Annotated in this window: 12 protein-coding genes; 1 reads left to right on the forward strand and 11 read right to left on the reverse strand. The window is 35.5% G+C overall.

Annotated elements, in window-relative coordinates:
* Window position 1: 1 nt before the first annotated feature.
* The 4 genes from HMPREF9333_RS01775 to HMPREF9333_RS01790 form a co-directional block, all read right to left on the reverse strand.
* Window positions 2-1,501: a CdaR family protein gene (locus HMPREF9333_RS01775; protein WP_005539366.1), complete on the reverse strand. Its 1,500-nt coding sequence runs from the start codon at window positions 1,499-1,501 to the stop codon at window positions 2-4.
* Window positions 1,482-2,336 (reverse strand): diadenylate cyclase CdaA, encoded by an 855-nt coding sequence (gene cdaA, locus HMPREF9333_RS01780; RefSeq protein ID WP_005539367.1) that lies wholly within the window; start codon window positions 2,334-2,336, stop codon window positions 1,482-1,484. The genes HMPREF9333_RS01775 and cdaA overlap by 20 nt, the downstream gene beginning before the upstream one ends.
* Window positions 2,337-2,422: 86 nt before the next feature.
* Window positions 2,423-3,409, reverse strand: a complete 987-nt coding sequence (locus HMPREF9333_RS01785; RefSeq protein ID WP_005539368.1) for a hypothetical protein — start codon at window positions 3,407-3,409, stop codon at window positions 2,423-2,425.
* The gene (locus HMPREF9333_RS01790) at window positions 3,409-3,828 is read right to left on the reverse strand and encodes a hypothetical protein (protein ID WP_005539369.1); all 420 of its coding nucleotides are present in this window, start codon (window positions 3,826-3,828) and stop codon (window positions 3,409-3,411) included. The genes HMPREF9333_RS01785 and HMPREF9333_RS01790 overlap by 1 nt, the downstream gene beginning before the upstream one ends.
* 415 nt (window positions 3,829-4,243) lie before the next feature.
* Here HMPREF9333_RS01790 and HMPREF9333_RS01795 point away from each other — a divergent pair, with 415 nt between their 5' ends.
* Window positions 4,244-6,058: an ABC-ATPase domain-containing protein gene (locus tag HMPREF9333_RS01795; protein WP_040882021.1), complete on the forward strand. Its 1,815-nt coding sequence runs from the start codon at window positions 4,244-4,246 to the stop codon at window positions 6,056-6,058.
* Between the two features lie 239 nt (window positions 6,059-6,297).
* On the opposite strand, the gene HMPREF9333_RS01800 is transcribed toward HMPREF9333_RS01795, so the two are convergent.
* The 7 genes from HMPREF9333_RS01800 to HMPREF9333_RS01830 form a co-directional block, all read right to left on the reverse strand.
* Window positions 6,298-8,022, reverse strand: coding sequence for a phospho-sugar mutase (locus HMPREF9333_RS01800; protein WP_005539371.1), 1,725 nt, complete (start codon window positions 8,020-8,022; stop codon window positions 6,298-6,300).
* A gap of 113 nt (window positions 8,023-8,135) precedes the next feature.
* Window positions 8,136-9,167 (reverse strand): GDP-mannose 4,6-dehydratase, encoded by a 1,032-nt coding sequence (gene gmd, locus HMPREF9333_RS01805; RefSeq protein ID WP_005539372.1) that lies wholly within the window; start codon window positions 9,165-9,167, stop codon window positions 8,136-8,138.
* A gap of 19 nt (window positions 9,168-9,186) precedes the next feature.
* A complete protein-coding gene (locus HMPREF9333_RS01810) occupies window positions 9,187-10,257 on the reverse strand; it encodes a mannose-1-phosphate guanylyltransferase (RefSeq protein WP_005539373.1) in 1,071 nt (356 codons plus the stop codon).
* Window positions 10,258-10,371: 114 nt separating this feature from the next.
* A complete protein-coding gene (locus HMPREF9333_RS01815; protein ID WP_005539374.1) occupies window positions 10,372-11,319 on the reverse strand; it encodes a type I phosphomannose isomerase catalytic subunit in 948 nt (315 codons plus the stop codon).
* Window positions 11,303-12,487 carry an acyltransferase family protein gene (locus tag HMPREF9333_RS01820; RefSeq protein WP_005539375.1) on the reverse strand — a complete coding sequence of 395 codons (1,185 nt, stop codon included), beginning with the start codon at window positions 12,485-12,487 and terminating at the stop codon, window positions 11,303-11,305. Before HMPREF9333_RS01820 ends, HMPREF9333_RS01815 begins: the two co-directional genes overlap by 17 nt.
* Window positions 12,488-12,496: 9 nt before the next feature.
* Window positions 12,497-13,903 (reverse strand): MBOAT family O-acyltransferase, encoded by a 1,407-nt coding sequence (locus HMPREF9333_RS01825; RefSeq protein ID WP_005539376.1) that lies wholly within the window; start codon window positions 13,901-13,903, stop codon window positions 12,497-12,499.
* Window positions 13,904-13,915: 12 nt separating this feature from the next.
* Window positions 13,916-15,073, reverse strand: coding sequence for a hypothetical protein (locus tag HMPREF9333_RS01830; protein ID WP_005539377.1), 1,158 nt, complete (start codon window positions 15,071-15,073; stop codon window positions 13,916-13,918).
* Between the last annotated feature and the right edge of the window lie 3 nt (window positions 15,074-15,076).

Genomic DNA, 15,076 nt, shown 5'->3' on the forward strand with positions numbered 1-15,076 from the left:
GCTAGGGTTCAGTCTTTGACCCGCTTTCACGCCTTGTCTGAGTTTCCGGCTTTGAGCTCGTTTCCCTGGGCGGCACAGTCTGTGAAGGAGCAGGAGTTTCCGTTTTTGACGAAGGCTCACTCCTATGCGTTGTACTTTCTCTTGTAGCAGAGGTGGCAGGCTGTGAAGTCTCTCCCTGATAAGCACTTTCAGAGGGGTTTTGTGAACTTGAGCCTCCCTGAGAATCACTGCTGGAGCTTTCAGAAGATGTCTGTGCCGGCTGAGTCTCATCCCTTGCCGTTACTATAACATTAAACGGTGTATAGGACTCCACTGCCAGACTCCCTGACGGTTTGAATGCAAGACTTCCAGTATGAGTGCCTTCAGTAAGTCCCGATATATTCATAACCGCATTTAGATCGGAAGCTTTAAGCTTTGCAAGCTCGGTCTCAAGACCTGATACTACAAGTGTTATAATTTCAGGTGATGTAGCATATGTATACGCACTGTTTTTGCCATTAAGCCTTATATCTGAAAGCTTTAATTCAAACGTCTTTCTATTGATTGCCGCCACCTTCAATGTGATCATAACATCCTTGCTGCCTGAAGCCGAAACCCCCGCAGGCAGATATTCATTTACATCAAGCACCACACTTTTATCCTCGGTAGCCCCTTCTATATTCAGCACGTTTTGCGGAATTTCAATTGATGAAAGTTTTTCAAGTTCAGCAGGCGGTCCTGTTACCTGAACTGATTTTGTAGCACTTTCAACTCCTATAAATTTATAGCCTGAAGCCACATTGCCTCCTACATTAAAATTAAGAGGAAGCGTCTTGCCGCCCAGTATTGTAACATTATAATGTATCCCCTCCATACTGAACTTAAGCTTTGAAGTGTCAGTTTCAAGCCTGTTTCCATTTGCATCATACAGAACTGGAACAGCCTCACCGCTAAGGTCCGATACGGCACCGTCTACATTTACCTCTATTCCTACATTACTTATGCTTCCAAATACATTTTCAGGTCCCGTAAGCGTAATTGACGACGGATCAAGCTTTATCTCACCTACCGAATATCCTTCGCCCGGAGTACCCTCGGCATGTGATATAAGGTCAAATTTTTTCTGCTGTATCGTCTCAATGTCTAAATTGATAACCCCGGGACTTGCCGAGGGAGAGCCTATTATAAGTTCCTTATTGTCAACCACCTCAACAACGACATAGAGTGAGTTTGTGTCCTCATACAGCTTGTTACAGTCAACATACGCTCTAAAGTCGGAAGATTTTATTTTATTTTCATCAAGTATTCTGACATCATATGACACATTAACCTTATTTCCGCCTCTTATTTCATAAACACGGGACTTTTTAGTAACCGCATCCTCATTAAGCACCTCTATCTCAACAGTCTTTGTACGCCGTACTTTCGGATTTGAAATATTTATTACAAGAAGCCAAACTATAAATGCCACAGCAAGCGACAAAAGCTTCAAGCCTCCATTTTTAGTCAGCCTTTTTTTCATTCTTTGTCATACCTTTCAATAAAAAGAATACCTTTTCCTGTGTTGATACATCATATAATTTCCTAAGCATTGTTCCAAGCTCCTGCGCATCATTAAGACCTGTAAGTTTTCCGCTGCGTGCAACGGATATCCTGCCGGTTTCCTCCGAAACTACTATAGTAAACGAATCGGTAACCTCGCTTATACCTATTGCAGCTCTATGTCTTGTGCCCAGATCCTTGCTTATATTCATATTGTCGCTAAGCGGAAGATAGCATGTTGCCGAGCTTATACGGTTGCCTCGTATCACAACCGCACCGTCATGAAGCGGAGTGTTGTGTTCAAATATATTTATAATCAGCTGACTTGTAATCACCGCATCTATGTCTATACCTGTTTCTTCTATATTTTCAAGCGATTCCTCACGCTCTATCACCATAAGAGCACCTGTCTTTGCCTTTGAAAGCTCATATGCCGCCTTTACAAGCTCATCAACCGTATTTTCAGTAAATGCCCCTGCGCTTCTTGATGTTATAAACATAAATGAAAACAGATTTCTGCTTCCGAGCTGTTCAAGTGCTCTCCTGAGCTCAGGCTGAAATATCACAACAACAGCAGTAACCGCTATTGCTGCAAGTTTGCCTGCAAGCCAAAGTATGGTATCAAAACGAAATATGGCTGCAACCGCCATAAATGCCAGTATTATTACCATTCCCTGAAGAAGCAGCCATGCCCTTGTATTTTTTATCCAGAGCAAAATCTCATATACAAGGTAGGCAATTATTATTATCTCAAATATATTTGAGATGGTTATTCTCGGAAAATATGACAGTATATTTGAAAAAAAATCCCTCAAAATTATCTTACCTCACCTTCTGATGTTTATAACTGTCGAATCGCAAAGTCAAAATCAATTACTATAAATCTTTTTTAATCAGTCTTTTAGGTATCCTCTTTATCCGCTTTTTTATCAGGCAGCCATGCCCTAATCTTTCTGTCAGTCTTGCCGGCGGAAAATTTCTGTACTTTTGCATCAGGTCTTGCAACTACAATTTTAGGAACCGCCTTTACATAATAATAATATTCATCGTCCTCAAACTGGGTATATTCAATATGTGAATAATCGACTGCAAATATAAAAAAGTTATATACTGCGGCACACACTGCAGATATTGCCATACCTCCTAAAAGTGTGGTCAGCGGCACTACGATTCCATATACGAAATCTCCCATAAATACAACTAACAGCTGTGCTATAATGCCGCATACAATCGCAACTCCCCACGCATATGTGATTGACAGATTTTTTATTATATAAACTATGATTATACATACGGCAAATGCAATCATCATAAGAAACATAGTCTTATCTGCAAACAGTCCGTTAAAAAGCATAGTGTATTTTTTTAATATATCAACATTGCTCAGGTTTGCAATAGACCCTATATTATTTTTAACAAATACAAGCATATAGTAAACCAATATTCCGAAACTCACAGGAACTATTGATATGATGCCTCCGCCAAGACCTACAAGGATAGGCACCATATAAGGCACCCTAAGCACGAAAGCAAGCGGTGTAACTATAAGCAGAAAACTGTCGCCGGGCTTAAATCCATAATACAAAAATCCCATGCACATTATAAATACCGTCATAATAAGTGCCATATCCATTGAGACATTAAATATATTAAATACCATATAGCCTGCAAGCAGTACGCTTATAACTCCATACGGCAGTATGCAACATATAATGGAGGCGGCAATATAGATTAAAGGACTTTTAAATTTCTCAACATATCCTGCATGGCTGTTTATAAACAAAAAAGCGGCAAATGTAACTGCAAATTTTAAAAAGGGTGTTATAAAGAGTTCATATTTTGCATAAAAAGCCCTAAGTCTTTCCCTGAGAACCAGCAAATCAAGCATTATCTATATCCTCCCAATTCCCTGCTTTTAGCCTGAAATTCATATCTTTTCTGTAATTTTTTAAGCTTTCCCTGATAAACCTTTTTCTTTCTTAATGCCCTGTTAAATACGCTTAAAGCTACCGTCAATGTAATCAGTTCAAAGACTACAAGACCTACAAAATATCGTATTATATAGCCGTAAAAAACTCCTATTACAAGCATCACATCAACTGTATTTATGATGCCGTCAGCACTGTAAAGCAGCTCAATAAGCAGCAAAAGACCATAGCAAAAGGTATAAGAAACAAAAGATTCAAGCAGCCTTTTTATAACATAGTCTTTTTTAAAAAAACTGTTAATTCCGAATATTGCATCATGTTCTTTTTTTTCATAAAGCGACAACTCAGTCATCAGCTTTATCTTATCTTCACTTAGCATATCAATACTCCTGCCGTAATAAATATAGCTGTTTACACTGCCTGAAATACCTGTATAATTTTTAAAATCCGACCTGAAAAGCCTGTATCTATGCGGCAGTTTTATATAAACAGTATCAAAAGTATATCACAAATCAGGGCTGTATGCAATTAGTGCAGTTAATTCGGACAGTAGGTTCAAAGCATATCTTTTAAAGTTTTTTGCAGTTTAAATTTCAGTCTGAGGTTGGTATACAACCTCCTTTTCCGGATGTTTCCGGCATGTTCCTTAAAATTTTACCTTTTATATATCGTATTTTATTAAAAGATTTTTCTGGATTATACTATTTTAATGAACTATAATTGTATATCAGTAATTGCAGATGCACTGCAATGCACTGTTATTTACAATTTCAGACTGAAAACGGAGGTAAGTTTTGAAAAACAGCACATGGCTGCATGAAGCCTTAAAGTCAATGGACAGGCAAAGTTATGCCGCATATAAATCCCTGAAGGGTGAATATTTATTTAATAATTTTAAACTTGTTATAGACCATATACAGCCCGACCCCTATGCACCGCCTTCAAGGATGCATATTATAATAAGCAGAAAATCTGCGGGCTTTCCGGATGAAATTCTTGATAATAAGCTAAAACTTATATCGGCATCAGATTTTCTTACACGCATATTTAAATCGGCAGTTTCACGTTTTGTACCTCATACAGACTCGACCGGAGCAGGCGGAGGCATATATATATCTGACTGCGGTCAGGAAATCATTGAAAGAAGTTCAGTTATTATATATCCCGAATATATTGATGTAAGGTTTGAAGTTCAGCTGCCGGCGGCAGGCAGGCGTATAATGGGGCATGCCGCCGCTAAAATCCTTGCCGAGCTGCTTCCTAAGGCTGTAAACGCCTCTCTTATATATAAAAATATAGATTCGGCAGCACTTAAAAAGCAGGCTGAACTTACAGCGGATCAGGAATTTATAAGGACGGAGCTTAAAAAGAAAAAACTTATCGCATTTGTTGCCGACTCTGCAATACTTCCCCGTGAAAGCGGCATTTCCCGAAAGCCTATGAAGGAAGCGACAGCCTTTAAATCTCCTCCTGAATTTATAACTTCATTTAAACTTCCGTCAGGCAAAAATATAACGGGCATGGGCATACCGGAGGGCATCACTCTTATAGTCGGAGGAGGCTATCATGGGAAATCCACTCTTTTAAAAGCCCTTGAAAAAGGTGTATATAACCATAGAGCAGGAGACGGGCGAGAATTTGTGATTACTGTGCCTGATTGTTCAAAAATAAGGGCTGAGGACGGCAGAAGTATCAGAAATGTAAATATAAGTCCTTTTATAAATAATCTCCCCGGGAAAAATAACACCTCAAATTTTTCAACTGAAAATGCAAGCGGCTCAACCTCACAGGCAGCCAATGTCATGGAAGCGATTGAAAGCGGAGCAACACTTCTTCTAATTGACGAGGATACTTCCGCAACCAATTTTATGATAAGAGATAAGCGTATGCAGCAGCTTGTTGCGGATAATAAAGAACCTATAACACCTTTTATAGATAAGGCGAGAGTATTGTATGATGAGCTTAATATATCATCAGTCATAATAGCCGGCGGCTCAGGCGATTATTTTGATATAGCCGACAGAGTAATAATGATGGATGAATATATTCCTTTTGATGTTACGGACAAAGCCCGGGAGATAGCCGATATGTATAAAGATCTTACAAAGAAGTTTGACCATAAATCTTTCGGCAGACTTTCAAAAAGGCTGCCTCTTAAAGCCGGATTTTCAAAATCCGGAAGAATGGATACGTTTAAGGCAAAAGGAGCTTATACAATACTTTATGGAGATGAAGCTATAGATCTTTCATATCTTGAACAGCTTACAGGCAGCGGACAAACCGACTGCATAGCCGCAATTTTAGGATATATAAAGGATAAGCTGATTGCAGGTGAAAACAGGGAAGTTAAAGTGATTGCAGGTGAAAACATGGAAAATAAGCTTATTGCCGGCAAGAACAGTGATACATATAAATCAAAAGAAAAAAGTATAAAACTCCCGCTTCCTGATTTGGTTGATATGGCATACAAAACAATCGACAGAGAGGGAATTGCGATTTTATTTCCATATACAAACCGTACCGGCAATCTGGTATTGCCTAGAAAACAGGAGGTATGTGCAGCACTTAACCGGTATAGGGGACTTAGTGTTGAATGTGTAGAGGTGTAGGTATAGGATAAGAAAGCACCCTCACAAAATCATCTTCATAAAATATAACAAATTCGCTATATTGATTTTGAGAGTTTTTTTATATATCGCCAAACATCTGTATTTTATAAAAAATCCCTAAAAGATATGTAATAGAATCTAACATACCTTTCAGGGATTTTATGTTTTAATATTCCTTTAATTGCTGTCTTAAAAATGTAGTATATATTATTGATATATTTTTTATAACTGTTCTTGTATTATTTTTCTATATATTCCTTTATTGCAGTATATACATCATGTTCCAAATCCTGTGCTTCTTTTTTATCCTTCGCATTTATACTTAAATAAAGCTTAAGCTTAGGTTCAGTACCTGACGGACGCATCGTTACGCTGATCTTATTTTCTAAAACAAAGGTGAGAACATTTGATTTTGGAAGTTTTATATTTGATATGCTTGCTGCTTTTTCATAAAAGCTTCTTGAAACGGACTCTAAGTAATCTCTGACCTCAAGAACGTTAAAGCCAAAGTCTTTAAACGGATCTTTTTTTCTAAATGTTTCCATAATCTTTTCCATACTTTTCATCCCGTATTCTCCCGGAAATTCTATACTATGGAGTGTATTAAGGAAAAATCCGTATTTTTCATAAAGTTCTTTCAAAACATCTACAAGTGTTTTTCCCTGATTTTTGTAATATTCACACATATCAGCTACCATCAAAGATGCATTTACCGCATCCTTATCCCTCACATAAGTACCTGAAAGATATCCGTAGCTTTCTTCAAAACCAAAGATATACCGTTCCTCTTCTCCTTTATTTTCAAGCATGCCGATCTGTTCGCCTATAAATTTAAAGCCCGTAAGAACTTTTATAACTTCAACTCCATATGTCCGTGCAATATGATTTATCATATCCGTGCTTACAATAGTAGTAATAACCAGTGCATTGTCAGGCATATTTTTAAGTTCAAGCCTTCTTTTGCATATATAGTCAAATAAAAGTATGCCTATCTCATTTCCTGATAAAAGTGTATAATTAGCCCGGTCTTTTACAACCACGCCTGCTCTGTCGCAGTCAGGATCCGTTGCAATAATCAGATCTGCACCATTATTATCAGCCATCTCAAGCCCCAGATTAAATACTTCCCCAATTTCAGGATTTGGATATGGGCAGGTTGGAAAATTACCGTCTGCAACCGCCTGTTTATCTACTACATAAAAATTGCTGTAACCCATTTCTTTCATAACTGCCTTTATAGGTTTCAGCCCTGTGCCATGCAGGGGAGTGTATACAACTTTTATATTTTTATTAACATTATCATTAAATAATGATGTCCTTTTAACTTCTGCGATATAGTTTCTAAATACATCATCTTCTATATACTCTATAATCCCCTGTTTAATTCCCTCATCAAAATTATAGTCAGGCATAGAATTAAGTGCATCAATTTCATTAATATATTTATAAATTTGAGCGGCAGAACCGGTTGTAATCTGGCATCCGTCTTTTCCATAAACCTTATATCCGTTATACCTGGAGGGGTTATGGCTTGCAGTTATTACAATGCCTCCATCACATTTTAAACTGCGTACTGTAAATGATAATACAGGGGTAGGCATAATCTCTTTCCATATATATACCTTAATTCCCATAGCTGCAAAGCAGAGAGCTGCCGTTTTAGCAAATTTATCTGAATTTATGCGGCTGTCATATGCTATTGCAACCTTAGCATTAGAATTGTTTTTTAAAAGATATCTCCCATACCCCGTGCTTGCCCTTGCAACCGTATATATATTCATCCTGTTTGTACCGGCTCCAATTTCTCCTCTAAGCCCCCCGGTTCCAAACTCAAGCTCTTTATAAAATCTATCATTTATAGCTTCTTCATCAGCCTCTATTGCATCTAATTCTTCATTCAATAAACTATCAGCCATGGTAAAATTCTTCCATATGATATAATTATCAAAAACCCTTTTATCCATAAATTCTCCATATATTTATCTAATTTTCATTTCCCCGGAAAATCCTCTCCTGCACAGAATAATTATAATATATAAAGTACAGTTAATTTTATAAAAATGCTTTTATTTAAGAATTATTTTGCATTATTTTTTATTTCTTTTTCAACAAGCAATAAATCATTATCAACCATTCTGTTTACAAGTTCTGTAAATGAAATCTCTCTCTTCCACTTAAGCTTTTTTTCAGCTTTTGCAGCATTACCTAAAAGAATCTCTACCTCAGCCGGTCTGAAATATCTCTCATTAACCTTTACTACAATTTTTCCGTTATCCTTTCTGCGGGCAGTCTCATTAACACCTTCACCCTCCCAAACTATCGGAAGTTCCGCTCTTTCAAAAGCGATATTTACAAAATCACGCACTGTTCTTGTTTCATTGGTAGCTATAACATAATCATCCGCTACATCCTGCTGCAGCATAAGCCACATCGCTTTTACATAATCTATACTGTGTCCCCAGTCTCTTTTAGCGTCCATATTGCCAAGCTCAAGACAATCTAAAACACCCAATTTGATTCTGGCAACAGCATCAGTTATTTTACGGGTTACAAATTCCTTTCCCCTTCGTTCACTTTCATGGTTAAATAATATACCGCTGCATGCATATAAATCATAACTTTCACGGTAGTTTTTTGTAATCCAATGCCCATAAAGCTTTGCAACACCATATGGACTGCGTGGATAAAAAGGAGTATTCTCAGTCTGCGGTATTTCCTGTACAAGTCCAAACATCTCTGAGGTTGAAGCTTGATAAAATCTCGCTTTAGGATTTACAATACGCACAGCCTCAAGCATATTTGTTACTCCTATAGCATCAATATCAGCAGTTGCAACAGGCTGTTCCCAGCTTGTCTGTACAAAAGACTGTGCCGCAAGATTGTATACTTCATCAGCCCCGGATATTCTCATGGCATTTATAAGTGAAACTATATCCGTCATATCAGCATAGATAAAATTAATTTTATCCTTTATATGTTCCACATTGCCGTAATCAAGAGTACTTTTTCTCCTTACGATCCCAAAAACACTGTAACCTTTTTCAAGTAATAATTCAGCCAGATATGAACCATCCTGACCTGTAACACCTGTAATTAACGCCTTTTTCATATATTAATCTCCTATTATTTTATATAAATTCATTCCTGTTGCATATTTTTAAATTTTCTATAACTTTCTTAATATCCCCTGCATTATCTTTATTGCATATAAGTATTGCATCTTTGGTATCAACCACTATCGCATCTCTTAATCCAACTGTTGCAATCAACTTATCTTCTCCCTGTATAATACAATTTTCCGTATTTACTGATATTACATCTCCTGTTACAACATTACCAAACTCATTGCTCTTTTGCAGCCTCTCAAGTGCAAGCCATGAACCAACATCATCCCATCCGAATGAACCCGGAACTACATATATATTATTAGCTTTTTCCATGATGCCGTAATCAATTGACTTAGCTTCAATTAAAGAATATTCTTTTTCAATTACCTTCTCACTATCCACATTATCCATAGAAGCTTGTATTGTTTTAAGCCTTTCATAAGTATCAGGCATAAATTCCTTTATACTTTTAAGTATTGATGAAACTTTCCATGTAAACATGCCTGAATTCCATAAATACTCCTCAGAAGCAATATACTCCTTAGCCAGATCTATCCCCGGTTTTTCTACAAAGCTGTCAACCATATACGCACGTCCGTCAGTAATACCGGGGTTGAATTTTATATATCCATACCCTGTTTCAGGATAGTCGGGATTAATCCCGATAGTAACCAGGTTACTGTTTTTTACTGCTATATCAGAAGCATCAGAAAGAGCTGACAAAAAAATCTGTGTAAATTTAATCTGATGATCTGAAGGCAAAACATACATAACCGCATCGTTATATAGCTTTTCAATATACATAGCACCAAACCCTATACACGGTGCAGTATTTTTTGATGACGGCTCACATAAGACATTTTTAGCAGGTATCCCCTTTATCTGTTCTAAAACAATATCCTTATATTCCCTATTTGTAACAATATAGATATCCTCCAGGGCGACTAACGGCATAAGCCGCTCCACTGTGAGCTGAATCATAGTTCTGCCATCACCTGTTAAAGACAAAAACTGTTTCGGTAAACTCTTTCTTGATTTCGGCCAAAACCTTTCTCCTCTGCCTCCTGCCATTATTAACGCCGTTTTTTTCATTCACATTATCTCCTTCAAAATTATGTGTATAATTCTATCATAGAATATATTTAATTACAAACAGCTTAAACTAAATTGTAAATTAATTTTAATATTAAATACATTAAATACTTACTAATTTGGATTTGAAACCGCAAGTCTCAGGCTGCCTGATAAATTAAATTTTCTATATAAACCAGTCAGTATAAAATGATCTCCCTTTTTTATACTTATATCATCAATCCGCCCTTCTCCTGATAATACACTTACACAGTTAAAGCTTCCCGGCATATTTATTTTAGCCGAATTGCTTATACCATATTCATAAAATGAATAATATTTACAATCTATATAATGTATTTTATAACCAAATGCGGTTTTATAATATAATATATTATTTTTAAAAGGTTCAAACGGTATACTTATACAATCCATACACTCCTTTATATGAAGCTGCCTGGGCTTGCCATTTTCAAGTCTGCCATAGTCATAAAGCCTGAATGTCAAATCACTGCTTTGCTGTGTTTCAATTAAAAGTGTGCCTTTTTTAATAGCATGCAGACATCCGGGATTAATCTGAAAAAAATCTCCTTTTTTTATCGGAACTTCTCTTATAAGTCCAGACCAGTTATCCTGTGTAACCATTTTTTTAAATTCATCCCTGTCTATGGCATTATGACCTATTACAATCGAAGCATCTTCATCACAATCAAGTACAAGCCAACATTCAGTTTTCCCAAGTTCTCCATTTTTATAGCTTAGAGCATATATGTCATCCGGATGCACTTGTATTGACAGATCCTCGTTTGCATCAATAAATTTTATAAGCAGCGGGAATACAGGTGAATTATAATTTCCAAAAAGATCCCTTCTTTTATCCCATAATACGCTTAACGGCATATTCTTAAAAGGTTCATTTTTTATAATGCAGTCTCCCTCACTATGTGCACTTATGCCCCAGCACTCACCTATATTATTTATATCAATATTATAATTAAAAAGAGAATTTATTCTATTTCCTCCCCATATCTTCTGTTTAAATACAGGTTCCAGAAACAGTATTTTTTCATCGTCTATATTCATTTTTTCTATTCCTGTAATATATTGTTATATTTTTATAAAAACTGACACATACCTTTTCCAAATTATAATAGACTTTTTTTAAAATGACGGAACATATAATAAGAATTATATATGTAATAATTGCCGCAATTAAAAATCCCCGTCCATAATATCCCTTTTTATAATTATGTAAAAATATGTTTGCAAATAAAGTATTTTGCAGCCAAAATCCCAGTATATATATCTCATAAGAAATATCACCAAAAAAAAGTAATATTTTAAATGACATAAGCTTCTGAAGCTTTTCTATACCAAAAAATGCAAATATAATCAAAGCCGCACCTATATTATGCCAAAACATCGGAACCTGATATGTCCATGGAAGCTTTGACATTATACTGTAAATTGTATTATCTGTTGGAAATTCCGCCGGATACGAAGCAAAAAATAATCCTACAAATAAAGCTGCAAAATAGAGATAGCGAGAGAGTCTTATATTGCCGCGATTATTATAATAATCATATAATGCAACAGATAAAATATATCCCAGGTAATATGTATTAAACAACATAAAAGATAAAGCTGTATATATAAGTATTCTATGCTTCCAGTTCCTGTTCATAACCAAGACAGTCGTTCCAATAACATAAAAACTTCCCCAAAATATATACTGCATAGTCCATAATGTAGGATTCATACTGCATACTCCAAAAATAAGACTTCCATACAGTGCCTCTGCCAATGCAGTACTTAACTTAACAGGAACCGTATAAAACTGTGCAAGCCATGCGGACTGGGTAGCCTGTGCAAATTCATGACTTTTATTAATCTCTATCCTTATACTTATATATATAAGCATAACCGATATAAATATATAGGGTGCAAGCCTTATATATCTCTTAAAAAATTTTTCGGCACTATTATGCAATTTACTGTTAAAACAGGCTTTTGCAGTAAAAAATCCGCTTATTAAAAAGAAAAAGGCCACTGCCAGATTCCCATCAAAAAAAATGTTTAAAGGTGAAATAGCTATCTTCGTAAGGAAAAGGCTCTCAGGTCTTATAAGTGCAGTTTTATTTATAATAGGAGGATAAACAGCAGACAGCATATGGTACAGTATAACAACTATAGCCGACATACCCTTTATCCCTGTCAAAAAATATATTTTCTCTCCTTTTTTACTTTCCATGTTTTCTCCCTAAAATCTAAAGTATATAAAAGGATTAAAGCTTGAACCTGATACAAACATAATAGATATAATAAATAACATTGTATAAAGCACCATATCTGCATACTTCTTTGCGGTTGTATGTTTTTGTATTACAGGAAGTGTATTAATCTTAGCAGCAAAAGGTACACTAAATAAAACAGCCAAAACCAATACAAATATTTTCCAGTTATCTAAGACACTGAAAAATATATTTATATCTTTTATATTGTATGAAAACATATAATGACAATACTTTAGTGCATCACCTAAAGTATCTGCCCTGAATAAAACCCAGCCGACCATAACAATAAGCATTGTATATATATGCCCCAGTACAGCAGGAAGTTTTCTTATATATTTTCCAAATAATGTTTTTTCAACAATCTGAAAAAAACCGTGGAACAATCCCCATAATATAAAATTCCATGCCGCACCATGCCATAGTCCCGTCATAAAAAATACGATAAAATTATTTATATATGTGCGAACTGCTCCTTTTCGGTTTCCGCCAAGAGGTATATAAAGATAGTCTCTAAACCATGTGGTCAATGACATATGCCATTTTCTCCAGAAATCCTGTATAGTAACGGCACCATATGGATAGTTGAAATTTTCTAAAAAATGAAATCCAAAGATTTCTCCAAGACCTATAGCCATATCGGAATATGCTGAAAAGTCAAAAAATATCTGTAAGGTATACGCCGCTATGCCAAGCCATGCCATAGGGGTACTTAGCCTGCTTATATCATTAAAAGCAATATCTGCCCATTCACCCATAGCATTTGCAATTATAACCTTTTTACCAAGTCCAAGTATAAATCTTTTTAATCCATGTGAAAATGAATCTAAATCTACACTTCTTTTAGATATTTTTTCTTCAACATCTATATATCTTACTATAGGACCTGCAATCAACTGCGGAAACAGTAATATATAAAGCCCCAGGTTTATAAAGTTCTTTTGAACCTTTATCTCTTTCCTGTACAAATCTATAATATACGACATTATCTGAAATGTAAAAAATGAAATCCCTATTGGAAGTGGTATAAGAGGGGGATTTATGTTGTTTCCGGCTGGTCCGAGTACAAATTTAATATTTTCAACTACAAAATTAAAATATTTAAAAAAGAATAATATAAATAAATTATATGCCACACCCGCTGCCAGACAGATTTTCCTCTTGCTCCCCTCCTGTTTGTCCATTAAAAGTCCTGTTATATAATTTACAATTGTAGAGAACAGTACAAGCAGTGCATATGCCATACCTCCCCAGGCATAAAATATAAATGACATAATAAACAGCCATGTATTTTTAGCAGGTTTAGGCAATATAAAATAAATACCTATGGTTACAGGCATGAAAATAAATAAAAATAAAACTGATGAAAATACCATTATGCCTCTCCGTTAATTTAAGCTATTAATATATTCCGCAAAACGCCTTATAAAATCTATATGTGCCTCAGGAAGCTCACCTGCATTATGTTCTATGACAAATATATCGTAATCAATAATTTCAGAATAATCTATTTGATCAAAAGGCGTTGCATTCATCCATAAATCACCAGATAATCCATTCTGATCCCTTATAAGTAAGGATTGATACTGATTGTAATACAACCTTTTATATTTACTAAAAGGCATATCATTTTCTAAAAACATTTCCATAAATGCGGTATGATAGCTTGTAGTCATAGCGTAAATCTTTACTTCCGGCTCCTTTGACATATCTAAAGTAAATTTTACATGCGGATACAGCTCCCCCTTGGAATGTATATAAACATTCAATAAATCCCTATAATCTGTATCGGACTTATCAGGTGTTTCAGATTCATCAAATTCAGCTTGAATCTGAGGAACCTGAAATCCTCTTTCATTTAAAAACTTTATCCACATATTTAATGCTATTGATGAACCATATCTGTTCCAGTGTATACCTGTTTTAGGAAATGGCTGATATTTTCCGTTTTTTTTCAAATCAAACATAATATCGGCAGTATCAAGATAAGGAATCTCAAGTTCGGTTAATAGATTCCTTATCTTCCATCTTGCCTGTGCTGGTTTTTGTGTATTTTTTTCAATCAGTTTATAATTCCACGGCATCGAATCAGAATAAATTTCTGATTTGTTAGGTGAGAGCATGTAGCACAGCTTTTTATTATGGGAAATAAGATATTGATTTATAGTATTCAGGTCATTTTTATACTGCTCCAATACCGAAGCATCTATGTCATACATTAAATAACCATTAAGCCACATCTTGCCATGCAAATCCTCTTTTTTACCGGGCTGTATATCATTTACAGTACCGCCGAAAGAATATATTATCTGATCATAGCCTTTTATAAAAAAACTCCTGAGCGGAAAATTTTCACCGAGCCAATCCTCATATTCATGCTGAAAGCTGCCTACCATCAATGATTTTATACTAAAAACAGGTTTTGGCTTATCAACAGTTACTCCTACAAGCGGAGTGGTAAAATCTTTTTTAAATATAAAAAGACCGAATACCAAAATGCATATTCCTAAATTTATAATACAGAAAAGCATCTTTGCAGCCTTCATTAT

This window comes from Johnsonella ignava ATCC 51276 (assembly GCF_000235445.1).
In the GTDB taxonomy this organism is placed as follows: Bacteria; Bacillota; Clostridia; order Lachnospirales; family Lachnospiraceae; genus Johnsonella; species Johnsonella ignava.